Source organism: Desulfosediminicola ganghwensis, from assembly GCF_005116675.2.
In the GTDB taxonomy this organism is placed as follows: domain Bacteria; phylum Desulfobacterota; class Desulfobulbia; order Desulfobulbales; family Desulfocapsaceae; genus Desulfopila; species Desulfopila ganghwensis.
Genome location: NZ_CP050699.1, coordinates 2,702,412 through 2,726,493 on the forward strand (window position 1 = coordinate 2,702,412; position 24,082 = coordinate 2,726,493).

The 24,082-nt window shown below is 50.2% G+C and carries 19 protein-coding genes; 12 read left to right on the forward strand and 7 right to left on the reverse strand.

The annotated features are described in order from the left end of the window. Nucleotides 1-78 precede the first annotated feature (78 nt). On the reverse strand, nucleotides 79-699 hold the full coding sequence (locus FCL45_RS11505; protein WP_136796820.1) for a TetR/AcrR family transcriptional regulator: 621 nt from the start codon (nucleotides 697-699) through the stop codon (nucleotides 79-81). Between the two features lie 315 nt (nucleotides 700-1,014). On the opposite strand from FCL45_RS11505, the gene FCL45_RS11510 reads away from it, so the two are divergent. Both FCL45_RS11510 and rarD read left to right on the forward strand, forming a co-directional pair. After that, a complete protein-coding gene (locus FCL45_RS11510; RefSeq protein WP_136796819.1) occupies nucleotides 1,015-1,770 on the forward strand; it encodes a cytochrome c biogenesis CcdA family protein in 756 nt (251 codons plus the stop codon). A gap of 93 nt (nucleotides 1,771-1,863) precedes the next feature. Continuing rightward, a complete protein-coding gene (gene rarD / locus FCL45_RS11515; RefSeq protein WP_136796818.1) occupies nucleotides 1,864-2,763 on the forward strand; it encodes an EamA family transporter RarD in 900 nt (299 codons plus the stop codon). 25 nt (nucleotides 2,764-2,788) lie between these two features. Here rarD and FCL45_RS11520 read toward each other — a convergent pair whose 3' ends face one another. After that, nucleotides 2,789-3,157 (reverse strand): response regulator, encoded by a 369-nt coding sequence (locus FCL45_RS11520; protein ID WP_167495730.1) that lies wholly within the window; start codon nucleotides 3,155-3,157, stop codon nucleotides 2,789-2,791. Nucleotides 3,158-3,324: 167 nt separating this feature from the next. On the opposite strand from FCL45_RS11520, the gene FCL45_RS11525 reads away from it, so the two are divergent. After that, the gene (locus FCL45_RS11525; RefSeq protein ID WP_136796816.1) at nucleotides 3,325-4,752 is read left to right on the forward strand and encodes an aminotransferase-like domain-containing protein; all 1,428 of its coding nucleotides are present in this window, start codon (nucleotides 3,325-3,327) and stop codon (nucleotides 4,750-4,752) included. A 40-nt stretch (nucleotides 4,753-4,792) separates the two neighbouring features. Here FCL45_RS11525 and FCL45_RS11530 read toward each other — a convergent pair whose 3' ends face one another. Further along, nucleotides 4,793-5,479, reverse strand: a complete 687-nt coding sequence (locus tag FCL45_RS11530; protein ID WP_136796815.1) for a D-lyxose/D-mannose family sugar isomerase — start codon at nucleotides 5,477-5,479, stop codon at nucleotides 4,793-4,795. A 323-nt stretch (nucleotides 5,480-5,802) separates the two neighbouring features. Between FCL45_RS11530 and FCL45_RS11535 the strand changes: the two genes are divergently transcribed. The 8 genes from FCL45_RS11535 (at nucleotide 5,803) to FCL45_RS11570 (ending at nucleotide 14,890) form a co-directional block, all read left to right on the forward strand. After that, nucleotides 5,803-6,858, forward strand: coding sequence for a UDP-glucose--hexose-1-phosphate uridylyltransferase (locus FCL45_RS11535; protein ID WP_136796814.1), 1,056 nt, complete (start codon nucleotides 5,803-5,805; stop codon nucleotides 6,856-6,858). Next, complete coding sequence (locus FCL45_RS11540) at nucleotides 6,855-8,186, forward strand: galactokinase (protein ID WP_217907721.1); 1,332 nt, start codon at nucleotides 6,855-6,857, stop codon at nucleotides 8,184-8,186. Before FCL45_RS11535 ends, FCL45_RS11540 begins: the two co-directional genes overlap by 4 nt. Beyond that, nucleotides 8,179-9,189 (forward strand): LacI family DNA-binding transcriptional regulator, encoded by a 1,011-nt coding sequence (locus FCL45_RS11545; protein ID WP_136796813.1) that lies wholly within the window; start codon nucleotides 8,179-8,181, stop codon nucleotides 9,187-9,189. Before FCL45_RS11540 ends, FCL45_RS11545 begins: the two co-directional genes overlap by 8 nt. A 49-nt stretch (nucleotides 9,190-9,238) precedes the next feature. Further along, nucleotides 9,239-10,327 (forward strand): ABC transporter ATP-binding protein, encoded by a 1,089-nt coding sequence (locus FCL45_RS11550; RefSeq protein WP_136796812.1) that lies wholly within the window; start codon nucleotides 9,239-9,241, stop codon nucleotides 10,325-10,327. Between the two features lie 128 nt (nucleotides 10,328-10,455). Beyond that, nucleotides 10,456-11,673 carry an ABC transporter substrate-binding protein gene (locus tag FCL45_RS11555; RefSeq protein WP_420811232.1) on the forward strand — a complete coding sequence of 406 codons (1,218 nt, stop codon included), beginning with the start codon at nucleotides 10,456-10,458 and terminating at the stop codon, nucleotides 11,671-11,673. A 200-nt stretch (nucleotides 11,674-11,873) separates the two neighbouring features. Further along, nucleotides 11,874-12,983 (forward strand): carbohydrate ABC transporter permease, encoded by a 1,110-nt coding sequence (locus FCL45_RS11560; RefSeq protein ID WP_136796810.1) that lies wholly within the window; start codon nucleotides 11,874-11,876, stop codon nucleotides 12,981-12,983. Continuing rightward, entirely contained in the window at nucleotides 12,983-13,807 is an 825-nt protein-coding gene (locus tag FCL45_RS11565; RefSeq protein WP_136796809.1) for a carbohydrate ABC transporter permease, read from the forward strand. Before FCL45_RS11560 ends, FCL45_RS11565 begins: the two co-directional genes overlap by 1 nt. A 588-nt stretch (nucleotides 13,808-14,395) precedes the next feature. Further along, nucleotides 14,396-14,890, forward strand: coding sequence for an acyltransferase (locus tag FCL45_RS11570; RefSeq protein WP_136796808.1), 495 nt, complete (start codon nucleotides 14,396-14,398; stop codon nucleotides 14,888-14,890). Nucleotides 14,891-14,976: 86 nt separating this feature from the next. Here the strand turns inward: FCL45_RS11570 and FCL45_RS11575 are convergent, their stop codons facing one another. Beyond that, nucleotides 14,977-17,112, reverse strand: coding sequence for a Tex family protein (locus FCL45_RS11575; protein WP_136796807.1), 2,136 nt, complete (start codon nucleotides 17,110-17,112; stop codon nucleotides 14,977-14,979). Nucleotides 17,113-17,327: 215 nt separating this feature from the next. Here FCL45_RS11575 and FCL45_RS11580 point away from each other — a divergent pair, with 215 nt between their 5' ends. Next, nucleotides 17,328-17,795: an FHA domain-containing protein gene (locus FCL45_RS11580; protein WP_136796806.1), complete on the forward strand. Its 468-nt coding sequence runs from the start codon at nucleotides 17,328-17,330 to the stop codon at nucleotides 17,793-17,795. Here the strand turns inward: FCL45_RS11580 and folP are convergent. The 3 genes from folP to carB form a co-directional block, all read right to left on the reverse strand. Then, nucleotides 17,776-18,582 carry a dihydropteroate synthase gene (gene folP, locus FCL45_RS11585; RefSeq protein ID WP_136796805.1) on the reverse strand — a complete coding sequence of 269 codons (807 nt, stop codon included), beginning with the start codon at nucleotides 18,580-18,582 and terminating at the stop codon, nucleotides 17,776-17,778. The two genes, FCL45_RS11580 and folP, sit on opposite strands and share 20 nt — an antisense overlap. Before the next feature lie 46 nt (nucleotides 18,583-18,628). Next, nucleotides 18,629-20,677 (reverse strand): ATP-dependent zinc metalloprotease FtsH, encoded by a 2,049-nt coding sequence (ftsH, locus tag FCL45_RS11590; RefSeq protein ID WP_136796804.1) that lies wholly within the window; start codon nucleotides 20,675-20,677, stop codon nucleotides 18,629-18,631. Between the two features lie 159 nt (nucleotides 20,678-20,836). Beyond that, nucleotides 20,837-24,049, reverse strand: a complete 3,213-nt coding sequence (gene carB / locus FCL45_RS11595) for a carbamoyl-phosphate synthase large subunit (protein WP_136796803.1) — start codon at nucleotides 24,047-24,049, stop codon at nucleotides 20,837-20,839. Nucleotides 24,050-24,082: the final 33 nt, after the last annotated feature.

Consider the following 24,082-nt stretch of genomic DNA (forward strand, 5'->3'; position numbering starts at 1 on the left):
TGCTGAAATTGTGTTAAGGTACGACTGTCTGCTGCCCTCGTCTTTGTTGAGTGCTAAGGGGCAATTTGGATTGTGATATTATCGTTCAATGGATGTCCCAGGTGGTTGTAACCCATTCAAAGCGTTGCTGAACAGTGTGGTTAAAGCTTCTTCCGCGGTTTGGTCGCCGAGCAGATCTGAGTACCAGGCGTGAACCAGCAGGATGAAGAGGCTGAAAAAATGTCCGCAGAGATGGAGGAGTTCCATGTCTGCTCGAAGTTCACCCCTCTGCTGGGCGCGGCTGATTATGGGAAAGATCATATCGAGGAACTTGTTCTCCAGCTCTTTGTGGTTCAGCACCATCTCTTTTTTGGGAAAGAGCATCTCCTGCATATAGAGTCGGCCAAATTCAGGCGTTCGAGTCACATATTCGAACTCAGCTAAAAATATTGTGACCAGTTGTTCGAGCACCGGGGCATCCGGGTTGGTTTTAGTGTTCAGCTGTTCATGAACATACTCCAGTTCACCCTCGCAGAAGGCATTGAGAATATCCTGCTTGGTACTGAAGTAGCTGTAAACCGTTCCCTTGCCCACACCCGCTTTTTGAGCGAGTTGAGAAATGCTGGTTGCTTCGAAACCATTCTTGCCAAACAACTCAATCGCTGCATTGAGTATGGCTTCTCTGGTTTTCCGCTTCTTTTTTTCTCGTAACGACACCATAAATCCTATACAATTTCATAATATTATAAAAATGACCATGGTCGACTTTTATCGTTGTTGTCAGGTAATGTCAAATAAAAAATGACCGCGGTCAACTTTTTGTGGACTTTGAATATTTCCTTGATATAGCGTTTTATTTGTAAAGTCGTTGCCGGTCATGGCTGGTGTTGCAGTCGTGTAATATCTTCCGGGCAGGAAAAGAGTGTGTAGTTATTTAAGTAAATTGTTATATTCGGTGCCTGTTGCAGCACAATCAGAACCCTATGTGGTATTAATAACTTCCATTTCCTCTTTCAGATAACGTAAATTTTTGCCATGGAAATTCAGTCTCTGGTCAGTCAATGGATAGGGCAACTCGCTGATCTTTTGCCATTTGGTTACGCTTTTGGTGCCGGAATGGTTTCGGCCGTGAATCCCTGTGGATTTTTCATGTTGCCGGTCTATATGACCTTATATCTGGGATCAGAGGAGGCAGGTTATCTCGAACAGACATTTTTGGCCAGGGCCCTGAAGGCTACCTGGGTTGCGGTCATGGTCACTTTGGGGTTTGGTCTGCTCTTCGGTGCGGTGGGTGTGGTGATTTCCATCGGAGGCTATTATTTGATGGGCATTATGCCATGGTTCGCGGTTGCCATGGGCGTTTTGCTCGTCGCGCTTGGTTTATGGCTGTTGATGGGTAAGGTGATTTCTTTCCCCCTGGCGTTGAAGTTGGTTGATAAGGTTGGTGATCTCAGACAGATGAACAGCAAAGGCTTTTTTGTTTTTGGTTTGGCCTTTGGCGCGACATCATTGGGTTGTACTTTACCTATATTTCTCGCTGTGGTCGGCAACTCCATGACGGCCGGCAATGTCAGCGCAGGCCTGTTGCAGTTTCTCAGCTATGTGTTGGGGATGGGATTGGTGATGCACACACTCACCCTGGGGATAGCCCTCGTAAAAAAGCGGATGGTTCTGGGGACCATGAGGCGGGTTGTGCCATATATTCACAAAATTTCAGCTATATTTTTGTTGACTGCAGGTGGATATATCATTTATTACTGGGCTTCCAGCGGTCTTCTCATTTCATCTTGATAATTGTTCCCTATCACCAGCTTTGCTCGGTAGTATAGATCTGATTACAGGTCGATACTGGTGGGCGTGGTACTGCCTCGAGGTAAATTTTCAATGAACACTCAACTGGGTGTCTTTTCTGCAATAGCTGCCTACGTACTTTGGGGAGTTTTGCCGGTATACTGGAAGCTTTTGCAACAGGTTCCTGCCCATGAAATTCTCTGCCACAGAATGTCGTGGTCGTTGCTTTTCACTATCGGCCTGATCTTTCTGCTGAAACGCTCGCGTTCCCTTCTTGAGAATTTACGTGATAAAGAGAGTGTGAAAATATCGATTATGGCTGCTGTTCTGCTTGGTGGTAACTGGTTGCTTTATATTTGGGCGGTTAATGCCGGCCACGTTATCGAGGCCAGTCTCGGCTATTTCACCAATCCTCTTATCTCTGTGCTGTTCGGGGTGATTTTTCTGAAGGAGAATATGCGCAGAGCCCAGGCTGGAGCATTGCTGATAGCTGCGGTTGGCGTACTCTATCTCACAATTTATTATGGCAAATTTCCCTGGATTGCCCTGAGTCTTGCCTGTAGTTTTGCGCTTTACGGGTTGTTGCACAAAAAATCCTCAACTCCGGCGCTTGAAGGTCTCTGTATGGAGACCATGGTACTTTTTGTCCCTGCTACAATGTTGTTGCTGTTCTGGGAAAGTAATTCCACAGGTTCCTTCGGCCACATCGGGCTTTCCGGCTCGTTGCTGCTATTCGGCACCGGTGTGATTACTTCTCTGCCATTGTTGTTATTTGGTTATGCCGCCCAGAATATCTCTTTGACCCATCTTGGATTACTGCAATATATCGCACCGAGTATTAGTCTGGTGCTTGGGATTTTTGTGTATCACGAGCCCTTTCCAATAAGCAGAATGATCGGCTTCGTCCTGATCTGGAGTGCGTTGGCGTTGTATATGATGGAGAGTATTATGCTGAGCCGTCGCCAGAAGCGGGCCATGACTATCCAGTCGTAATAATGAAGTGGTCGTTTAAGTGCAGTTACGCTACTTTGTCAAGCAGGGCGTCTATGGTATCGTAGAACATTTGGATGTCGACGGGCTTTTCAAGATAGGCCTGGAATTCAGGGAAACGCAATCGGGTCTCTTCTATGCCGTCGCCGGAGATGGCGATAACAGGAATCTTCGAGGTTTGAGAATTGTCCCTGAGTTGTTTCAACACCTGGTCTCCCTGTATATCCGGCAAGCTGATATCAAGCAGGATGATATCTGGAAGATATGTCTGGGCAAGGCACAATCCTTCCCTCCCTGTTTCAGCGCTGATAAGCTCGAGGTCGCTTCGTCGGGCGATAAGGAGTTGAACCAGTTTTCTGTTTGCCAGATTATCTTCAATATAGAGAACAGTTGCCATGTGTCTCTCGTACTTTTCACTGTTCATGGAATATAGCAGTTAATGCTTCCCTATAGTTATCCGTATCAAGATCAGCAGACCGAGTCAAGTAGGGTTGAAAAAGCATGTTAATCCTGCCTGGATGATGTGTTTTAGTCAGTTCACAGATACAATTATTACCGTAAAAAATGGAATATCAATATCTTCAGATAGCAGACGATCTTGAGCGTAAGATACGCGCAGGTAATTTCAGGGCGGGTGAAAAACTACCTTCCTTGAGGAGTCTCAGAGCCCAGACAGGCCGGTCAATTTCCACAGTGTACCAGGCGTATAACGAGCTTGAAGACCGTGGGGTGGTGGAGGTTCGGGAAAAATCCGGATTTTATGTAAAGCCGTTGCTGGAAAAGGTGTTGCCGCGTCCGGTGCAGGAAAAACGGATAATCCGGCCGCATCAGGTCACCATTAATACCCACTCGACCATGCTGCAACAGTATATCAGTAACCCGGATATGCTGCCCATGGGGACAGCAATTCCTGCTCCTGAGTTGCTGCCGTTGAAACAACTGGGCCGGGAGGTCCGGGCCGTTGCCGCCGGCTATATGACAGGCGACATGATAGGCTATGGCCACCCGATAGGTGTGCCGGCCCTGAGAAAGGAGCTGGCTAAACGATCTGTGGGGTATTTCAGTCGCGAGCGGGGAGAAGAGATCATCGTATCAGGAGGCTGTATGGATGCCATAGCTCTCTGTCTGCGGGCGGTGGCTCGTGAGGGAGACGTGATACTCATCGAGTCTCCCACGTTTCTCTGCTATCTGCAGCTCATTGAAGATCTCAACATGCGGGCGCTGGAGGTGCCGGTGGATTCTGAGCATGGTTTTGATCTCGATGAGCTGGAGCAGGTGCTGGGAGAACATGATGTGAAGGCCGCGCTGGTGAATGTCAGTGCCCATAATCCGCTTGGCTACGTGGTGTCTAACGAGGGTAAAAAGAGGATGGTGGAGATTATCACCGGCCGTGGTATCCCGCTCATAGAAGATGACATTTATGGTGATCTCTACTTTACCGAGACGCGGCCAAGGCCTTTAAAAAGCTTTGATCGTGAGGGGCTGGTTCTTTACTGCTCATCTTTTACCAAATCGCTGGCACCCGATCTGCGAGTCGGCTGGACTATTCCCGGTCGTTTCAAGGAGAAGGTAAAACGCATCAAATTTAACTCTACAGTCAGCAGCTCACAACTCAACCAGGAAGTCGCAGCACGCTTTCTGGCAACCGGAGCCTATGAGCGGCACCTGCGTAAAATGCGCGCAACGCTCAAAAAGCAGGCCGCGAATATGATGCTGGCGGTGGCCAGATATTTCCCCGACGGCACAAGGGTTTCCGCACCGAAGGGTGGGCTTTGTCTCTGGGTGGAGCTGGACAAACGGGTGGACAGTCAGCAGCTCTTTAAACTCGCTGCCAGGGAAAATATCGCCATAGTGCCGGGGGATCTTTGCTCGGTCACCGATCGTTTCAACCACTGCATCCGGCTCAACTACGGCTTTCCATGGAACGAGCGGCTTGAAAGCGGTGTGAAGCGGTTGGGCGAACTGGTGCGGGATGTGATTGAGCAGGGGTAGCTGTGCTTCCCCTGCAGGCAGAGCATTATCCGACCTCTAGTTATTTCTTCAGTTCTGGATATTCGGTACAAAGGTAATGTGTGGGTGGCTCATCTTCCTCGATTGTGGGAAAGCGTCCAATCTCATCATAGAAGCGGTTGTCGTTGGCATCGTCGTTGACATCTGAAACTTCACCTACCATCACGGTACCACCACCTTCTCGTCCGTAAAAGGTATGGTACACGTACGGCTCAAGGCAGATCGACTCGCCGGGGGTGAGCACCACAGTACCGCCGGGGGCAACTTTCCTGCGTATGCCATCGATTGTTACTTCAAACTCCTTATCTGAGAATTTGTCATTCTCATCAGCCAGATAAAGTTCAACGACCAGATCTCCACCACCACGGTTGATAATATCTTCCCGCTTATTCCAGTGGAAGTGCCAGGGGGTCATCTGATTTTCCTGCACCACCATGATTTTTTCGGCATATCCTTTAGGGTAGGTCTCACGGTTGCCATAATTGCCATTACGGATGGTAAAGAGCAGTAAACCGGTGTTTGAGAAGTCTCCCTTGCCGTAATCAGTCACGTCCCAGCCGAGGCCGTTATCTAAAATCTCACGGGCTTCTTCGCCTACCTGCTGCCATTGTTCTGGTGACCAGAGGGCGAATGGCGGCAATTTAAACTGCATGCTTTCAAAAAGAGCAATGGCGTCCAGTATACTGCGATTTATTTCAGAACGTTTCATCCTAATAGAACCCTAAAAAGAGATTGACAGTTTTCCTTATCGTTCACTATAGTGACATTTATGCAAACGATTGCGGCAACGTTTGCGAAAGTTATTATAGCCGAGTTTTCATGAGCTGCCGAGGGTTTTTGCAGAGAACCGGCTTTGCCGTTCTCTGGTGTTATGCATTTCCTGTTGGAAAGGGAAACCGGTTTTCAGATAGTGGTCTTGTGTTTGGGTAATTCGAGTGCGCGAGTCTGGCGATACGCAAAAAGCACGTAGGTTTGCCATGGCGATGTTTCGTGCTTTGTGCGTTAAGGCAGCGGCGAGAGGTAAAACAACGTATGGAAAACGCTGAATTTCTGGAACGTCCCCACCGCCGTTTCAACAGGCTTACCGGAGAATGGGTTCTGGTCTCTCCGCATAGGGCGAAACGACCCTGGAGTGGCTTGAATGAAGAACCGGAAAAGGGTAAAGCCCCTCGATACGATCCTGATTGCTATCTGTGCCCTGGCAACGTGCGTGCCGAAGGGGCCGATAATCCACAATATACTTCCACCTTTGTTTTCACTAACGATTTTGCGGCGCTGTTGCCTGAAGATGGCACCGGATCCGCTTCAGATCCGGATGACCTTTTGCGGGCCGAGCCTGAAAGCGGTATCTGCCGTGTGATCTGCTATTCTCCCCGCCATGACCTGACCGTTGCCCGGATGCCGCAGGAGATGGTGCTGGCCATTGTTGATACCTGGCAGAGGGAGTACGCGGAACTGGGGGCAAGGTCTGATATCAATCACGTCCAGATTTTCGAGAATCGAGGGTTGATAATGGGCTGCTCAAACCCTCACCCCCACGGACAAATCTGGGCAAACCAGACTATCCCCACTTTGCCTGCAGCCGAGGACTGTCAACAGCGCAACTACCTCCGGGAAAAAGGCAAATGCCTGCTCTGTTCTTACCTGGAGCGTGAATTGACGGAGGGGGAACGTATCCTCTTTGCCAACGATTCTTTTGTGGCACTTGTCCCGTACTGGGCGGTCTGGCCATTTGAGACTATGATTCTGCCAAGACACCACCGCTCGTCTATAAATAATCTGACCCTGACAGAAAAGAATGATCTCGCTGAGATGATGATTCGCCTTGGCATCTGCTACGACAACCTTTTTCTCTCCTCTTTCCCATATTCCATGGGGCTGCATCAGCAACCGACAGATGGTGGAGACCACCCGCATTGGCACTGGCATATGCATTACCTGCCGCCACTGTTGAGATCGCAGACCGTGCGCAAGCACATGGTGGGGTATGAGTTGCTGGCAATGCCGCAACGGGATATTACCCCGGAGTCTGCAGCAGAACGTTTGAGAGGGCTTTCGGCACGTCATTATACGGAGAAGATATCATGATTGGTCGCCTGGATAAGTTAAAGTCAAAGGTTGTTTCCGGCGATCTTGATTGTGATTTTATCAGTCTTTATGGCAGGGAAGCCCTTGGTGAGCAGAAGCAACGATATCTCCGGCTTCTTGAAACTATGCTCAGCCAGCGACCGGAAGCACAGGGACTCATGGTCAGTGCCCCGGGCAGAACGGAGCTTGGCGGCAATCACACAGATCATAATCATGGCAATGTCTTGGCTGCTGCGGTCGATCTCGACTGCGTGGCTGCGGTTACTCCGATAAAAGACTCTGCAATTATCATCGATTCAGAAGGGTTTACAGAAGAGATCAGGGTGGATCTCGGTGAGCTGCAGCCGGTTGTTGGTGAGGAGGGCAGCGCACGATCGCTGGTTCGTGGCATGGCTGGCATGTTTCGGGCAGAGGGTGGAAAGGTCGGTGGCTTTCATGCTTGTCTGCATGCCACGTGCAGGCCCGGCACCGGTCTCTCAAGTTCCGCCGCTTTTTCGGTATTGGTGGGGGGGATTCTCAACCTGCTGTACAATGATGGCAGCTTCAGTGCTGAAAAAATTGCCATCATGGCCCAAAGCGCTGAAAATCGCTATTTCGGTAAGCCCTGCGGTTTGATGGACCAGATGAGCAGTGGTGTAGGGCGGATCACCGCCATCGATTTTGCTATGCCGCAGGCTCCGAAGATCAGGCGAATCAGGGTGCCGGATGATCTTTTTGGCTATTCTCTGGTGGTGGTCGATACAGGTGGCAGCCATGTAGAACTTACTCCGGAATACGCAGCTATTCCGGAAGAAATGCAGGCGGCGGCGCGGGTGTTGAACCAGCCGGTGGCCCGTGGTCTGAGCGTACTGCAGGTATTGGCTGCTATGCCGGAAATCCGCCAAAAGGCCGGGGACAGGGCTGCACTCAGGTTGTTGCATTGTGTGGAGGAGAATGAACGCGCTGTAGCCATGGCCCATGCGCTGGAACGTTCTGATTTTGATAAATTTCTGCAGCTCGCGGCAGATTCAGGTGAATCTTCGGCAATGTTACTGCAGAATTGCGCTTCACAGAAGTCAACAACTGAGCAGGGAGTGCTGCTGGGACTTGCGCTGAGTAAAAGATTTTGTCCGAATGGCATCTGCCGGGTGCATGGTGGCGGTTTTGCCGGAACCATACAGGCCTATATTCCTGCCAGGGAACTTGCCGACTACAGACGTCGAATGGAGCATGTCTTTGGCTTAAACAGTGTTATTTCAGTGCACATAGGCCGACCGGGAATCTGTGGTATCGGTATGGACGGGCTTGAGCAGGTCTGGTGTGAGTGCGAAGAGAAGAACGATGCATAGGCGCCATGTGACCATAAATGATCTGGCAAAAAAGCTGGGCTTGTCACCGTCGACGGTGTCGCGGGCTTTACGCAATCATCCGGACATAAGCAAAGAGACCAAGCAGCGGGTACTGGCCATGGCGACCAAAACCGACTATCAACCAAATCTGATCGCCCAGAGTTTGCAGAATCGCCGCTCCAATAATATCGGTGTGGTGGTTCCGGAAATTCGCAACACATTTTTCTCCACGGTCATCAGTGGCATAGAAGAGGTGGCCTATGAGGCTGGTTACACCATTATGGTCTGTCAGTCTGCAGATACTGTTGCCCGCGAGGTACTGAATATCAGGGCACTGGCTGCAAACCGGGTTGCTGGCATGCTGGTTTCCATCTCTCAGGAGACCACCAGTTACGACCATCTGGAGCTGGTGGTGCGGCAGGGAATCCCTCTGGTACTCTTTGACCGGGTGGCTGAAGATCTCAAGGTGAGCAGGGTCATCGTCGATGACTACAAGGGTGCCTATGAGGCCGTGCAGCATTTGGTGGAACGTGGTAGAAAACGAATTGCGCATATAGGTGGTACCAGGTCCATGTATGTTTCCCGAGCCAGACGGGAGGGTTATGAAGCCGCGCTTCGGGACAATGGACTGCAGGTGTCGGACGACTATATACTTTATGCAGGCTATCATGAAGAGGATGGCCGCAGAGCCGCCGAGAGGCTGATGAGTTTACCGGAACCACCGGATGCGATCTTCACAATCAATGACCCGGTGGCGATCGGGGCTTTTGTATACCTCGATGAGGTCGGGGTGAAGATCCCTGATGATGTTGCTTTGGTGGGATTTTCCAATAATCCGAATACCGCTCTGGTACGACCGAAGCTGACCACCGTCAATCAGCCGGCGTTTGAAATTGGCAGAAGAGCTGCGGAATTGCTGTTGAAGAATCTCACTTCCGAATCCGCTCCTGCAACAGAAACCATAGTCTTACCAACCACTCTGGTGGTGAGAGAATCTACATGAACGGGGATATCCCCTTAAAGAGCAAATATACGTACTCCGGAGTTACCAAATGGCCCAGGTGGAGTTGAAAGAGGTTATAAAGCGGTTTGGCAGTACCCAGGTTGTTCATGGGGTGAATCTTGCCATTGAAGATAATGAATTCATCGTTCTTGTCGGTCCGTCCGGTTGCGGTAAGTCAACAATTTTACGTATGATTGCCGGGCTTGAGTCTATTAGCGATGGGGAGATCTGTATCGACAACAAGCCGATCAGCAAAATGGCTCCCAAGGATAGAAACGTGGCCATGGTCTTCCAGAACTACGCTCTGTATCCACACATGAACGTCTTTGACAATATCGCCTTTAGCCTGAAGATGGCCAAAGAGACCAAAGACGAGATAAAGAGAAAGGTACAGGAGGCTGCCGAAATTTTGGAGCTGACCCCGTATCTGCATAGAAAACCTGCCGAGCTTTCCGGTGGTCAGCGCCAGCGTGTTGCCATGGGCCGCGCCATTGTACGTCGGCCGAGTGTCTTTCTTTTCGACGAGCCACTGTCAAATCTCGATGCCCAGTTGCGCACCCAGATGCGTATGGAGCTGAAAAAGCTCCACCTGAAGATGCAGACCACCACCATCTATGTCACCCACGATCAGGTGGAGGCGATGACGCTGGCCGATAAGATTGTCATTTTAAAAGACGGCTATATCCAGCAGGTTGGTTCGCCGGTGGACGTTTTTGAACGTCCGGCAAACAAGTTTGTTGCCGGATTTATCGGTAATCCGCCCATAAATATTCTGGATGGTGAGTTAAGCGGCTCAGGTGGTGAGACCCGGGTAAAAATGGGTGAACTGACCTTACCGGTACCTGTTGTACCGGATTGTGCTACCCCCCGGAGTGTTCTGGTTGGTATTCGCCCCGACGCGATCAAGAGAGGGGATGCGATTCATAGATTCCCGGAAGAGTGGCGAATAGAGGTCGAAGTGATTGTATCAGAGATTCTTGGTGGTCAGTCCCTGCTGGAGTTCAGTGTGGGGGGCATTAACATGATCGCCGAGTTAGAAGGTAGAGTTGTTGCTCGTCCAGGTGAAAAGATGGAGTTGGGATTTGATTTGAATCGACTGCTCTTTTTCGACCCGGAAACTGAAGAGGTATTGAAGTAGAGATGTGACAATCATATGTCGCCATTGGCGGTATGGGTGATCCTGCCGTCAAAACCATCATTATCATTCATGAGGAGGATGTTATGAAAAGGCTTGTTGTGCGTACTTGCGTTGCGGCATGTACAGCCATGCTGCTCGCTGTTTCCCCCGTAGTACAGGCCAAGGAACTTAGCGGTGATCTGGAGATTTTTTCCTGGTGGGCTGGCGATGAGGGTCCTGCTCTGCAGGCGTTGATCGATAAGTACAACGAGGAAAACCCAGGTGTAAAAGTCATCAACGCGACTGTGACCGGTGGCTCTGGTGTGAACGCCAAGGCGGTATTGAAAACCCGCATGCTTGGTGGCGAGCCGCCAGACAGCTTTCAGGTACACGCAGGTCAGGAGCTTATCGGCACCTGGGTTGAGGCTGATCGCATGGAGGACCTTACCCCTCTGTTTAAAGAGCAGGGTTGGATGGATGTTTTTCCTGAAGGCCTGATCAAAAATATCGGAACCAAAGATGGTATCTGGTCGGTTCCGGTAAATATCCATCGTTCCAACGTTATCTGGTATTCCCCAGAGAAGCTGCAGGAGTGGGGCGTTCAGCCACCTGCTACCTGGGATGAGTTCTTTGCTGTAGCTCCTGAACTTCAGGAGAAAGGTATCGTTCCTCTGGCATTGGCCCAGAACTGGACCGCCAACCATCTCTGGGAGTCTGTTGCGCTTGCTTCCATGGGACCGGAAAAATGGGATGCTCTCTGGGCTGGTGAGCTTGCATTTGACAGCGCCGAGGGTGTAGCTGCCTGGGAACTGTTCGGTAAAGTTCTTGAGTATACCAACAAGGATGCCTCTTCTCTCAGCTGGCAGCAGGCCACCGATATGGTTGTGGACGGCCGTGCGGCCTTTAACGTCATGGGCGACTGGGCTGCCGGTTACATGAGTACCACCAAAAAACTTGTTCCTGGCAGCGGTTTCGGTTGGGCTGCTTCTCCTGGTACCACCGGTGAGTTCATGTTCCTCGCTGACTCTTTCGGTCTGCCGAAAGGTGTGAAGAATCGTGATAACGCTATGGCCTGGCTGGCAATCCTCGGCAGCCGTGAGGGCAGTGATGCCTTTAACCCGCTGAAGGGCTCCATCTCTGCCCGTAAAGACAGTGAGCTCGGTCTCTACAACAACTACGGCAAGTCCGCAGCTGTTGATTTCAGCAAAAACATAATTGTTGGTTCCCTGGCCCACGGCGTTACCGCTAATGAGGGCTTCATGAACGATTTTGCTTCAGTTATGGAGATGTTTCTTAAGAGCCGCAATGCAGAAACAGCAGCAAAAGCAGCGCAGCAGATTGCGGTGAAGAACGGCATCAGCAAATAAGACAATTTTCGTAGAACTATTAGACCGAAGCTCAATTCAAGCAACGTCATCTCATTCAATATTTCGGTAGTAAACATAGACAACTATGGCTTACTACCGAAAATTGTATCCATGACGCTGCCTGAACTGATGAGAAATTCGGGTTCGTTGTGTTTTATCGTCCGGCCCGGCATGCCCGGGTCGGATTATCTGGAGTGGACATGCGTAACCAAGACAGGGTCAAGGCTTTCCTGACACTTCTGCCGTCGATCGTTTTGATAGCGATCTTTGTTTATGGCTTTATCGGCAACACCTTCTGGCTGTCGATGACAGACTGGGGCGGGGTGGGAGCACTGGCCGAGAATCCGGTGAAAAATATTATCGGATTCGGTAATTATGTGGAGCTCTTTACTGGTTTCTTAGGCGGCGGTTTCCGTCAGGATCTGGTTAATGCGGTATTTTATTCGGTGATGCTGCTGGCGGGAGCCATAGGTATAGGGCTGATACTTGCCATGCTTCTCGATAACAAGCCGAAAGGGGAGGCGTTTTTCCGTACCGTCTTCCTCTACCCGATGTCTCTCTCCTTCATCGTAACCGGTACCATCTGGCGCTGGATGCTGGCACCCCAGGGTGGTGTCAATATTTTGCCTACCTATGCCGGGTTTGAGCCATTGCAATATTCCTGGCTTTCGAGTTCAACCACGGTTCTTACCTTTGATTGGCAGAACCTGTTACAGGTGGCCATTTACCTTGTCGCAGCTGTTCTGATAATCTGGGGATTTTTAACGATTCGTTCCAGCCAGCGTCGGGCTCTGTGGCTTTTGGTACCGGGTGTTGTGGCCGGGGCTGGAGCCTGGATCTGGGGTGATTTGTTGCCAAAAACGCTCTTTATGGAGGAGATGCACGGTTTCAATACCGCCACCATCGGTATCATCATGGCCACTATCTGGCAGTATTCCGGTTATACCATGGCCCTCTATTTGGCCGGATTCACCGGCATCTCGCAGGATTTGCGCGATGCGGCAATGCTCGATGGAGCGACTACGGCCGGATACTATCGTCATATCGCCTTACCTCTGGTAAAACCCATCACTATCAGCGCGGTAATTATCCTGTCTCATATCTCACTGAAGATGTTTGATCTGATATTTGCCATGACCGGTCCGGACAACGCAGAGACCGGCCACCCGGCGCTCAACATGTATTTGACAACCTTCCGTGCCAACGATTTTGCCAAGGGTGCTGCCATCGCAATTATTCTGTTTCTTATCGCGGCAACTTTTATTATTCCTTACATGGTCAGCAGTTATAAGCAGAGGAGAACGAGATAATGATGCGAAAAATTTCTCTCTCCACTATTGCTCTTTATGGTGTGCTGATTCTACTGGCCATCGGTTATCTGCTTCCCGCGTATCTTGCGGTGGTGACAGCTCTGAAATTTCCGGCTGACATCAGCCTGCCAACGTCCTGGGAGTTGCCGCCGGAGGTAAACTACGCCAGTTTTCCGGAAGCATTGGCACTGCTGAAAAATAACATTATCAACTCAGTCATTCTGGTAATCTCTGCCACAGCGCTCTCGACCCTGCTCGGCTCCCTGAATGGTTATGTGTTCTCGAAGTGGAAATTTCCGGGCAGTGAGGTGGTTTTTACCCTTTTCCTGTTCGGGATGTTTATTCCCTATCAGGTTATCCTGATTCCTCTTTTTCAGACGCTACGCGCCATGAATCTGTATGGCGGATTGCCGGGGTTGATTCTGGCCCATGTGGTCTATGGTCTTCCCATTACCACCCTTATCTTCAGGAACTTTTACGCCCAGATTCCAAACTCACTGATGGAGTCCGCTTCCCTTGACGGGGCCGGATTTTTCTCGATTTACACCAAGATTATTCTGCCGCTGTCAATACCGGGCTTTGTGGTCACCTCTCTCTGGCAGTTCACCCAGGTCTGGAACGAATTTCTCTGGGGGATCACTCTTACCAGGCATGCTGACAACCCGATTACTGTCGGTCTAGCACAACTTGCCGGTGGCCAGGCAGTGAGCTGGAACCTGCCCATGGCCGGTTCTATTCTGGCAGCGTTGCCGGTTTTGCTTATCTACATTGTTTTGGGCAGGTATTTTATTCGTGGTTTACTTGCTGGGTCGGTAAAGGAATAATGCCTTTCTGCAAGCGATTCTAATTTCTATTAGAACCAACTGTTGCGATATATCAAGTTATTACTCAGTTGGTTCCATAGAAGAGATCCTGCGCATGGGTAGCTATTCCCAGATGTGACAATTTTCCTGAATACGCCATCTGTTGGGTAGAAAAAGGTTGTCTCTGCCTGACAAAAAAGATACGCTGTCGTGAAGTAGTTGGAAGAGCCACACGGCAATTCACCTGGAACAAATTCGCCACCTCATAGACAAAAAGGCTACATTTGCAGGACTCTGTTCAAACATTAACTTGGGAGCCTGTCATTGAACAACTCGGACAATGTTGTTGACCTAAAAAAGATTAGATCGGACGATTCCCAATCACCACTTCGCTGGTACTCGCTGGTAGTGACCGGGAGTGCCTCGTTTTGGCACTTACTGCGATATGAACTGATTATGTTTTTCTGCTCGGGAATGTTTGGTGCGGTGGGTATAGCTCTCAGACGATTCCTTTACAGGTTTTTACTGAGAGACATGGGGAAAAACGTTACCATTGGCCGGAATGTATGTATAAGAGGAGGAAATCGCATATCAGTTGGTAATAATGTAATGATTGATGACGAATGTGTTATCGATGCCCGTGGGAATGAGGCGGAAATTGTTATTGATGATGACGTATTGATTTCCGGGGCGACAGTTATTCGGGCAAGGAATGGTGTTATTAGAATTGGGAGAGGTTGCTCACTTGGCAGAAACTGTATTTTTGGTTCAGAAAAAAAACTGATTGTCGGCGACGAGGTGCTCTTTGGGGCTTTCAGTTATGTGGTTGCTGCAGGTTTTCATAGGTTTGATAATCCAGCGCTCAGCATAATAGCCCAAGGACACAGGGCGAACCAAGGGGTGGAAATTGGCAAAGGCTCCTGGCTGGGAACCAGAACGACAGTCTTTGATGGCTGTAATGTTGGTTCTGGCGCAGTGGTGGGGGCACATGCCTTGGTTACCAAGGATATACCTGCAATGGCTATCGCCTATGGTTGCCCTGCCAAGGTGACAGGTGCGCGACCAGGGAAAACAGAAGATGATTCGGGGGAAGCTGGAAAATAGCCTCCGGTGCTTCGAAACATTCACTGGAGAAGTAGTTGCAATTGAATTTCTCCAGTGTGCATTGTGCTGATGTTGTAGTCAGGTGGTTATTGGACAACGTTTTTCAATGAGAGTGATATACGCTTTCTTTCCTTGTCCACCTCCAACACTTTTACTTTTACATGTTGCCTGGTTTTTACCACATCAGCCGGATCTTTTACGAAGCGATCTGCAAGTTGGCTGATGTGGATCAGACCATCCTGATGAACGCCTATATCGGCAAAGGCCCCGAATTTGGTAACATTGGTAATAATTGCGGGCAGCACCATTCCAGGTTCCAGATCGTCGACAGTATTGATGCCTTCCGCGAAACTGAAGCTGATGAAGGCCTGACGCGGATCGCGCCCCGGTCGCGCCAATTCGGCGATGATGTCCTTTAAGGTCGGCAGGCCGATCGTTTCGGTGAGATAATTTTCAAGTTTGATGTTCTTTCGAAGATTCTCCGAGCGCATCAACTGGGCAACATCCGCTCCCGCATCTTTTGCCATTTGAGTGACAATAGGATATCGTTCAGGATGGACAGCGCTTCTATCAAGAGGGTTCTTACTTGCTGCAACTCTTACAAAACCGGCACATTGTTCAAAGGCCTTGGGGCCGAGCCGGGGAACTTTAAGGAGCTGTTTACGAGTGGTAAAGGGGCCGTTTTGCGTACGGTACTCAACGATGTTGGTTGCAATCATTGGCCCTACGCCCGATACGTATGTTAAAAGCTCTGCACTGGCACTGTTTACCTCTACGCCAACGCTGTTTACGCAATATTCAACAACGTCATCAAGGCCTTGCTTCAGCGCTTTCTGGTCGACATCGTGCTGGTACTGGCCAACACCAATTGCTTTAGGGTCTATTTTAACCAGTTCAGCCAGAGGATCTTGCAGACGCCGGCCTATGGATATGGCACCACGGACAGTGAGATCCAGATCAGGAAATTCTTTACGCGCAGTCTCTGAAGCCGAATAGACTGAAGCACCATCTTCATTGACCATGGTAATAATGATATCACCAGGAAGACTGAGCCCTCTGATAAACTCTTCCGTTTCACGACCAGCGGTGCCACTGCCAACTCCGATGGCCTCGATCTGATGTTTCTTTACCAGTCGAAGAACGGTTTCAGCTGCAGCTGCTTGCTGTTTTGCGGACTGAGTCGGGAAAATGGTGGTTGATTCAAGTAAAGATCCCTGGCCATCAAGGCAGACCAGTTTCGCTCCGGTACGAAAGCCCGGGTCCAATGCCAGTACCCGTTTTTGCCCAAGAGGAGAAGCAAGGAGCAATTCTTTTATGTTACCGGCAAAAACTTCAATTGCCTCAAGGTCGGCCTGCTCCTTGAGGGTCTTGCGTAATTCGTTTTCGAGCGATGGTGCAAGAAGTCTGTTGTATCCATCTTCGATTGCCAGGCGGACCTGCTCGGCTCGGCCTGTTTTCTTGGTAATATGGAAAGGGTAGAGTGCTGCAATACCATCTTCTGGCGGTGGTCGTAGTGAGAGTGTGAGCAATTTTTCATTTTCACCGCGCAACATTGCCAAAAGCCTGTGGCCTGCAATTTTTTTCACCGGTTCCTGCCAATCCAGATAGTCGCGGTACTTTTCTGCTTTTTCCCGGTTTTTTTCAACCACCTTCGAGATAATGACTGCTTTTTCGGCAAACAATCTCCGCAGTGCCTGCCGTGATTGCTGGTGCTCACTGATTCGTTCTGCGATGATGTCACGGGCACCGGCAAGAGCGCTTTCCTCGCTCATCTCCTGCTCAAGAGAGCGTAAAAATCTTTCTAGCGAAAAGGGGACCTGTGGTTTGCTGTACAAGCTCTCAGCGAGAGGCTCGAGCCCGGCTTCTCTGGCAATGGTTGCCCGTGTTCTTCTCTTTGGCCGGTACGGCAGATAGAGATCTTCCAGAACGGATAACGATTGAGCTTTGGTAATGGCATCCTTGAGCTCTGATGTAAGTGCTCCCTGGCTTTTAATCGTCGCGAGAATAGTTTCTCTGCGCTTGGTTATTTCCTGAAAAAGATGTAATTCGTCCCTGATCCGGGTTATCTCGACTTCATCCAGGGAGCCTGTGGCTTCTTTTCTGTACCGGGCTATAAAGGGGACCGTACAACCATCTTCGAGCAGGGATATGACGCCCTGCACGTTTTGCGGAATTAATTGAAGGCTGGTGCTGATCGTTTTAACGCAGGTGGTTGGTTCCATAATCTTATTGAATATAACGTATGGTAGTTGAAGAGTTTATTGTAAAAATAGCGACTTCCCGAAACTCATTGAATAATTACAGGACAGCTGATAACTATTATTATAGTTATCAGCTGTTATATCAGAATGTTATATCTTAGAGTAAGGTAAATAAGTTCCAAGCTAAAGCATCACAATAGTAGTGTTGAGGTAATTTTGTAATACAGGAATATTCCATGGATGAAAAGCGAAAGATAGTTGAGATTGTCAAAGTACGAGCTGTGCTGAAAGCTCTGACGCCGGAAGCGATCGAAGCCATGCCTCAGCCCCAGCGGGTTAATGATATGGTGATTATTAGAAAATTCCCATTTCGCATAGGCCGGGAGTCCAGAGTACGAATGGTCGATGGACGAATTGTGCGGGTCGAACGACCAAAACTTGGAGGACGGGAACCCAATAACGATCTTTACCTGTTAGACGGAGGGGAATTACTCAACATCTCCAGGGAGCATCTGCAACTGGAAAAACATCCTGATGGCTATAAGCTCATTGACCGCGGCAGTGCCTGTGGCGTTCGCATCGGCGAGAGGGCAGTTGGCGGCTGTGATGATGGGGGAGAGATGGAGCTGGTGGACGGTGACGTTTTTGTGATGGGAACCACTCAGTCACCGTACCGCTATCAATTTATTGTTCTGGATGAATAGCTTCCGCTATCTGCAAAGCCTGCCTGGTGGCCTCGACATTATGTACTCTGATAATGTCGATTCTGCTTTGAACAGCGAGGGCTGATACCACTGCGGTACTGAGATCCCGCTGTTCTGCTTCCATGCCGGTGAGCAGGCCGAGAAAACTCTTTCTGGAGTGGCCAAGAAGTACCTGCTGGCCGAGGGTGCGGAACCTGTCCAGATGTCTGATTATTGCCAGATTATGAGATAGAGTCTTGCCGAAACCGATGCCCGGGTCAACAATAATTCGTTTCCTGTCAACGTTATTTGCGACCATCCACTCAATACGTTTTTCAAAAAACGTTAGGATATCTGAAATGATATCCTGATATTCAGGTCTATCCTGCATGTCGGCGGGGGTACCCTGCATATGCATGATGACAACTGGTGCATCTGTCTCCTGAACAACTTCGATCATTTCAGGATCATGATTCAGCGCACTGATATCGTTGATGATGTTGGCTCCGGCAGCGAGTGCCTGTCTGGCTACCTCTGCTTTGGTGGTGTCAATGGAGATAGGGGTGGAGTGCAGTTCACGAACTGCCTTGATTACAGGAATGGTGCGGGCAAGTTCATCCTGCAGGGATACAGGTTCTGCATATGGGCGGGTTGATTCCCCGCCCACATCCAGAATGTCTGCTCCTGCTTCAATTAACTCTGTGGCGTGGTGTACTGCCTTGTCAATCGAATCAAAACTGCCGCCGTCGGAAAAGGAATCAGGGGTTACGTTCAGTATCCCCATGATTCTGGTTCGTATGGTTCGCATTCAGGAAATCCTTGATAACCGTAGAGAGCTTACTGCGATAGCAAAGTTATGCAGCGTCGTTACGGGAGAACGGATTCTTTGGGTCTTCCGTATCGGTACCGGTTTCGGCAGAAGATTCAGAGCCAGGTGCTTCTGATGCTTCTTCGGCGGAGGACTCGGTAGCACTCTCAGTAGCTGCGGTTTCCGCTTGAGCAGGTTGCTCAGGGGTTGCCTGGGCTGCGGCTTGGGCAGCAGCTGCAGCTGCGGATTTCTTGGTGGCGTTTTCAGCCATGCGCTTTTCGACCTCAGGGAACTGGCCAGGACGAAGCTCGTTGATCATCCTGTCGATATCTTCGAGCACGATAGTCTCTTTTTCCAGTAACAATTCAGTCATCTTGTTGAGAATATCACGGTTATCCGTCAGTAACTGGGTGACTTTATCGACAGCAGTACTGATGATACCTTTGACAGCTGTATCAATCTGGCGAGCAGTATCATCACTGAAGTCACGGTGTTGTGCAATCTCACGGCCAAGGAAAATCTGCTCCTCTTTTTTACCGTAGGTAAGCGGACCGAGTTCATCGCTCATGCCCCATTCACAAACCATTTTACGGGCCAGGGCGCTTGCTCGCTCAAGGTCGTTGCCGGCACCGGTGGTTATCTCGTCAAAAACGATCTTTTCGGCTATACGGCCACCAAAGAGGATGCAAATTGAATTCTCGAGAAACGACTTGGAATGGGTATATTTCTCATCTATCGGCAGCTGCATGGTGAGACCAAGCGCACGGCCGCGTGGGATGATAGTAACCTTGTGAACCGGGTCGGTTCCGGGCAGCAGCCAGGCAACAAGTGCATGACCCGCCTCGTGGTAGGCTGTAACCTCTTTTTCCTTGTCGGTAATGATCATGGATCGACGCTCTGCACCCATCAGGATCTTATCCTTGGCCTTCTCAAGCAAGGTCAGATCGATCTGAGCAGCACCACTGCGCGCTGCCATCAGGGCTGCTTCGTTGATGAGGTTCTCGAGATCGGCACCAGAAAAACCTGGGGTACCTCGTGCGACAATTTCCAGATCGATTCCCGGGGCCATCTTGGTCTTGGCGGCGTAAATTTCAAGAATTTTCTTACGGCCTCCAACATCAGGCACCGGTACCACTACCTGGCGGTCAAAACGACCGGGGCGAAGCAGGGCAGGATCAAGAACGTCAGGACGGTTGGTTGCGGCAACGATGATAACACCTTCGTTGGACTCGAAACCATCCATTTCGACCAGCAACTGGTTCAGTGTCTGCTCACGTTCGTCATGACCACCACCAAGACCTGCACCACGGTGACGACCTACTGCATCGATCTCGTCTATGAAGATGATACATGGTGCGTTTTTCTTGCCCTGGGTGAACAGATCACGAACACGGGAGGCACCTACACCAACGAACATCTCAACAAAGTCGGAACCGGAAATGGTGAAAAATGGTACGTCTGCTTCACCCGCAATTGCTTTGGCAAGCAGTGTCTTACCGGTACCTGGAGGGCCGGCAAGCAACACACCTTTAGGAATACGACCACCAAGATTGGTAAATTTCTGCGGATCTTTAAGAAAATCAACGATCTCTTCAAGTTCTTCCTTGGCTTCGTCAATACCAGCTACATCGTCGAAGGTTACCTTGTTCTGGCCCTGCTCCATAAGTTTGGCACGGGTCTTACCAAAGGAGAGCGCGCCTCCCTTGCCACCGCCCTGCATCTGACGCATGAAGAAAATCCAGACACCAATCAGCAGCAGCATCGGAAACCAGGAGACAAAGATGGTCATAAACCATGAGTCCTTCTGAACTTCCTTGACGCTTATGTCAACACCCGCCTGTCGAAGCATCGGGATGAGATCCCGGTCAGCAACGGGGTAAATGGTCTGAAAGGCCTTGCCGTCCTGGGTAGTACCGCTGATCACATCGCCATTGATGACAACGCGGGTAATAGCTTTTTTATCTACGCTATTGATAAACTCACTATAAGTAATGGACGGTGAGGTTGTTTGCGGACTGTTGAAAAGGTTGAAGAGCAGGATCATGGTGAGACCAATCACCAACCACATGCTTAAATTTTTATAAAAAGTATTCAAAGAGTCCTCCGGTGGCTCCTTTTATTATGGGGTTTTATCGGTAACTTTCCAGAATGATATGTTATTCAAACTGGTCAGCCCCTCTCATATCGCACTGGTAACAGTAAAGCATTATCAGGGTATGTCGAGGGGCCGTAATCATTTTTTTTCAGTATACCACTAGGTAAAGTATTGTACAGGCTGAACTCCTATTTCATGTGTACGTACTTCACGTATTGCTCGAACCACTGCCCGGGCACCGGTAATAGTAGTGGAGTATGGCACGTGGTAATTAAGGGCGGAACGCCTGATTGTATAGGCATCTTCGGTCGTCCGCCTGCCAAGGGAAGTGTTGATGATCAGCACGATTTCCTTGTCGCGTACCTTATCGAGAATGTGGGGTCTTCCCTGGGAAATTTTATTGACCAGCTCGCAGGACACACCGTTATCCTGAAGATAATTGCCGGTACCGTCTGTGGCTACAATGGAGAAACCAAGCGCTTCAAGGTTTTTTGCAACCGGCAGGATCGCAGCTTTGTCACCATCCCGCACACTGATGAATACAGCGCCGGAGAGCGGTAAGGTGGAACCGGCTGCCAGATGTGCTTTGGCAATGGCAAGACCGAGTTTCTCATCGATTCCCATCACTTCGCCAGTAGACTTCATCTCAGGCCCAAGCAGGGTATCTACATTTTCAAAACGGTCGAATGGGAAAACGGCTTCCTTCACCGCCCAGTGGTCGATCTCAACTTCTTTTGTGATACCGAGATCATCGAGACTCATTCCCATCATTACCTTGGTAGCCAGCTTTGCCAGTGGTAAGCCGGTTGCCTTGGAGACAAAGGGTACGGTTCTGGAGGCACGCGGATTTACCTCAAGAATGAAGAGAGTTTCATCCTTTACGGCAAACTGCACGTTCATCAGGCCCACCACACCAAGCTCCTGGGCCATAGCCCGGCTGGCATCCTTGATCTGGTCTACGATGTCTTTGCCGAGGGTGTATGGAGGCAATACGCAGGATGAGTCACCGGAGTGAATACCTGCTTCTTCGACGTGCTCCATAATGCCGCCGATGATGGTCCTGGTACCGTCGCAGAGGGCGTCCACATCTACTTCGATGGCGTCTTTTAAGAATTTATCAATCAGGACCGGGTGCTCGAGCTTGGAGCCGCCAACCGCTTTCATGAATTTTCTGATACCATCATCATTGTAGACGATGCGCATGTCTCGACCACCGAGAACATAAGACGGGCGAACCACGACCGGATAGCCGATACGTCTTGCGGCCTCAAGTGCCTCTTCGAGTGTATGAACTGTATCGTTTTCGGGTTGACGCAGGTTGAGTTTCTGCAGAAACTGCTGGAACCGCTTTCGGTCTTCGGCGCGGTCGATGGCGTCCGGCTGAGTGCCAATGATTGGTACTCCTGCCTTGGCAAGGGGTACAGCCAGGTTCAATGGAGTCTGGCCACCAAACTGGACGATGATGCCGTCCGGCTTCTCCTGCTCAATGATGTTAAGTACATCCTCGTGGGTCAGCGGCTCAAAATAGAGCTTGTCGGAGGTGTCGTAGTCGGTGGAAACGGTCTCGGGGTTGGAGTTGATCATGATCGACTCTACCCCAATCTCTTTCAGGGCAAAGGCGGCGTGCACGCAGCAGTAATCAAATTCGATACCCTGGCCGATCCTGTTGGGACCGCCGCCGAGAATGACAATCTTCTTGCCTTTGGTCTCGACTGCTTCGTTCTCCATCTCGTAGGTGGAGTAGTAGTATGGGGTGTACGACTCAAACTCGGCAGCGCAGGTGTCGACGAGCTTGAATACCGGGGTCACCTCATGTGACTTACGCAGCTTGCGGATATCGTCATCGGAAGTGCCGGTAAGATGTGCCAGCTGAATATCGGAGAATCCCTGCTCTTTACAGGTTCTAAGGAATTTTTTATCGAGGCCCTGAAAACCGCGTTTGACGATTTCGCGCTCTGTGTCGACGATCTGCTTGAGGTTATGCAGAAACCATGGGTCGATGGCACTCAACTTGTAGATTGCCTCAATCGGCATCTCACGACGTAGCGCCTCATACAGATGCGGCATTCTCTTGGAGTTCGGCACCCGCAAGTTGGTTTCCAGATCTTCGATCTCGAGCTCGGAAAGATCGATTTTACCATCGGCGGAGAAGCCGAAACGACCTATCTCCAGGGAGCGCATACCTTTCTGGAAAGCTTCCTTGAAGGTACGGCCAATAGCCATAGTCTCACCAACAGACTTCATGGCGGTGGTGAGTACGTCCTCCGCTTCCGGGAATTTCTCGAAGGTCCAGCGGGGAATTTTGACTACGCAGTAATCAATGGTTGGCTCAAATGCGGCGTAGGTTTCACGGGTGATGTCGTTTTGGATCTCATCCAGGGTGTAGCCTACGGCAAGCTTAGCGGCGATCTTGGCGATCGGGAAACCGGTAGCCTTGGAGGCGAGCGCGGAGCTTCTTGAAACCCTTGGATTCATCTCAATAATGACCAATTCTCCATCTTCCGGGTTTACGGCAAACTGCACGTTGGAGCCACCTGTTTCAACACCGATCTCGCGGATAATGGCGATAGCCGCATCGCGCATCTCCTGATATTCACGGTCGCTCAGGGTCTGGGCCGGGGCGACAGTGATGGAGTCACCGGTGTGTACACCCATGGCGTCCATGTTCTCGATGGAACAGATGATCACAACGTTGTCCTTTCTGTCTCGCATTACTTCGAGTTCGTACTCTTTCCAGCCAAGAAGGCTTTTTTCGAGCATGATCTCGGTGGTCATGGAGAGGTCGAGGCCGGAGGTGCAGAGTTCTTCAAGCTCCTGGCGGTTGTAGGCAACACCACCGCCTGTGCCGCCAAGGGTGAAGCTTGGACGAACGATGACCGGAAAACCGATATCATCGGCTGCAGCCATTGCATCTTCCAGGGTACGGACGATAGCGGACTGCGGAACGTTGAGGCCGATAGCGTGCATGGCAGCCCTGAATTCCTCCCGACCTTCAGCTTTTTTGATAACGTCTATGTTAGCGGCCAGCAACTCGACGTTGTACTTCTCGAGGATGCCGGTCTCAGCAATTTTTATCGCGGTATTGAGCGCGGTCTGGCCACCGAGGGTCGGTAGAAGTGCGTCTGGACGTTCTTTCTCAATAACCTTAATGACGAACTCCGGGGTGATAGGCTCAATGTACGTGGCGTCGGCCAGTTCCGGGTCGGTCATGATGGTTGCCGGGTTGGAGTTGATCAGGACAACTTCGTAACCTTCCTCTTTCAGGGCTTTGACTGCCTGGGCACCGGAGTAATCAAACTCACAGGCCTGGCTGATGATAATTGGGCCGGAGCCGATGATGAGGATTTTCTTGATATCTGTTCTTTTCGGCATGATCTCGTTCTCTATATGCTAAAATAATTGCGT

Excerpts from the sequence above, each read along its gene's own strand:
- carB (WP_136796803.1), bottom strand. The coding sequence starts at position 24,049 with ATGCCGAAAAGAACAGATATCAAGAAAATCCTCATCATCGGCTCCGGC.
- FCL45_RS11505 (WP_136796820.1), bottom strand. The coding sequence starts at position 699 with ATGGTGTCGTTACGAGAAAAAAAGAAGCGGAAAACCAGAGAAGCCATA.
- FCL45_RS11555 (WP_420811232.1), top strand. The coding sequence starts at position 10,456 with ATGCTGCTCGCTGTTTCCCCCGTAGTACAGGCCAAGGAACTTAGCGGT.
- FCL45_RS11580 (WP_136796806.1), top strand. The coding sequence starts at position 17,328 with ATGGATGAAAAGCGAAAGATAGTTGAGATTGTCAAAGTACGAGCTGTG.
- FCL45_RS11550 (WP_136796812.1), top strand. The coding sequence starts at position 9,239 with ATGGCCCAGGTGGAGTTGAAAGAGGTTATAAAGCGGTTTGGCAGTACC.
- rarD (WP_136796818.1), top strand. The coding sequence starts at position 1,864 with ATGAACACTCAACTGGGTGTCTTTTCTGCAATAGCTGCCTACGTACTT.
- FCL45_RS11520 (WP_167495730.1), bottom strand. The coding sequence starts at position 3,157 with ATGGCAACTGTTCTCTATATTGAAGATAATCTGGCAAACAGAAAACTG.
- FCL45_RS11535 (WP_136796814.1), top strand. The coding sequence starts at position 5,803 with ATGGAAAACGCTGAATTTCTGGAACGTCCCCACCGCCGTTTCAACAGG.
- FCL45_RS11525 (WP_136796816.1), top strand. The coding sequence starts at position 3,325 with ATGGAATATCAATATCTTCAGATAGCAGACGATCTTGAGCGTAAGATA.
- FCL45_RS11565 (WP_136796809.1), top strand. The coding sequence starts at position 12,983 with ATGATGCGAAAAATTTCTCTCTCCACTATTGCTCTTTATGGTGTGCTG.
- folP (WP_136796805.1), bottom strand. The coding sequence starts at position 18,582 with ATGCGAACCATACGAACCAGAATCATGGGGATACTGAACGTAACCCCT.
- FCL45_RS11575 (WP_136796807.1), bottom strand. The coding sequence starts at position 17,112 with ATGGAACCAACCACCTGCGTTAAAACGATCAGCACCAGCCTTCAATTA.
- FCL45_RS11540 (WP_217907721.1), top strand. The coding sequence starts at position 6,855 with ATGATTGGTCGCCTGGATAAGTTAAAGTCAAAGGTTGTTTCCGGCGAT.
- FCL45_RS11570 (WP_136796808.1), top strand. The coding sequence starts at position 14,396 with ATGATTGATGACGAATGTGTTATCGATGCCCGTGGGAATGAGGCGGAA.
- FCL45_RS11545 (WP_136796813.1), top strand. The coding sequence starts at position 8,179 with ATGCATAGGCGCCATGTGACCATAAATGATCTGGCAAAAAAGCTGGGC.
- FCL45_RS11510 (WP_136796819.1), top strand. The coding sequence starts at position 1,015 with ATGGAAATTCAGTCTCTGGTCAGTCAATGGATAGGGCAACTCGCTGAT.
- FCL45_RS11530 (WP_136796815.1), bottom strand. The coding sequence starts at position 5,479 with ATGAAACGTTCTGAAATAAATCGCAGTATACTGGACGCCATTGCTCTT.
- FCL45_RS11560 (WP_136796810.1), top strand. The coding sequence starts at position 11,874 with ATGCGTAACCAAGACAGGGTCAAGGCTTTCCTGACACTTCTGCCGTCG.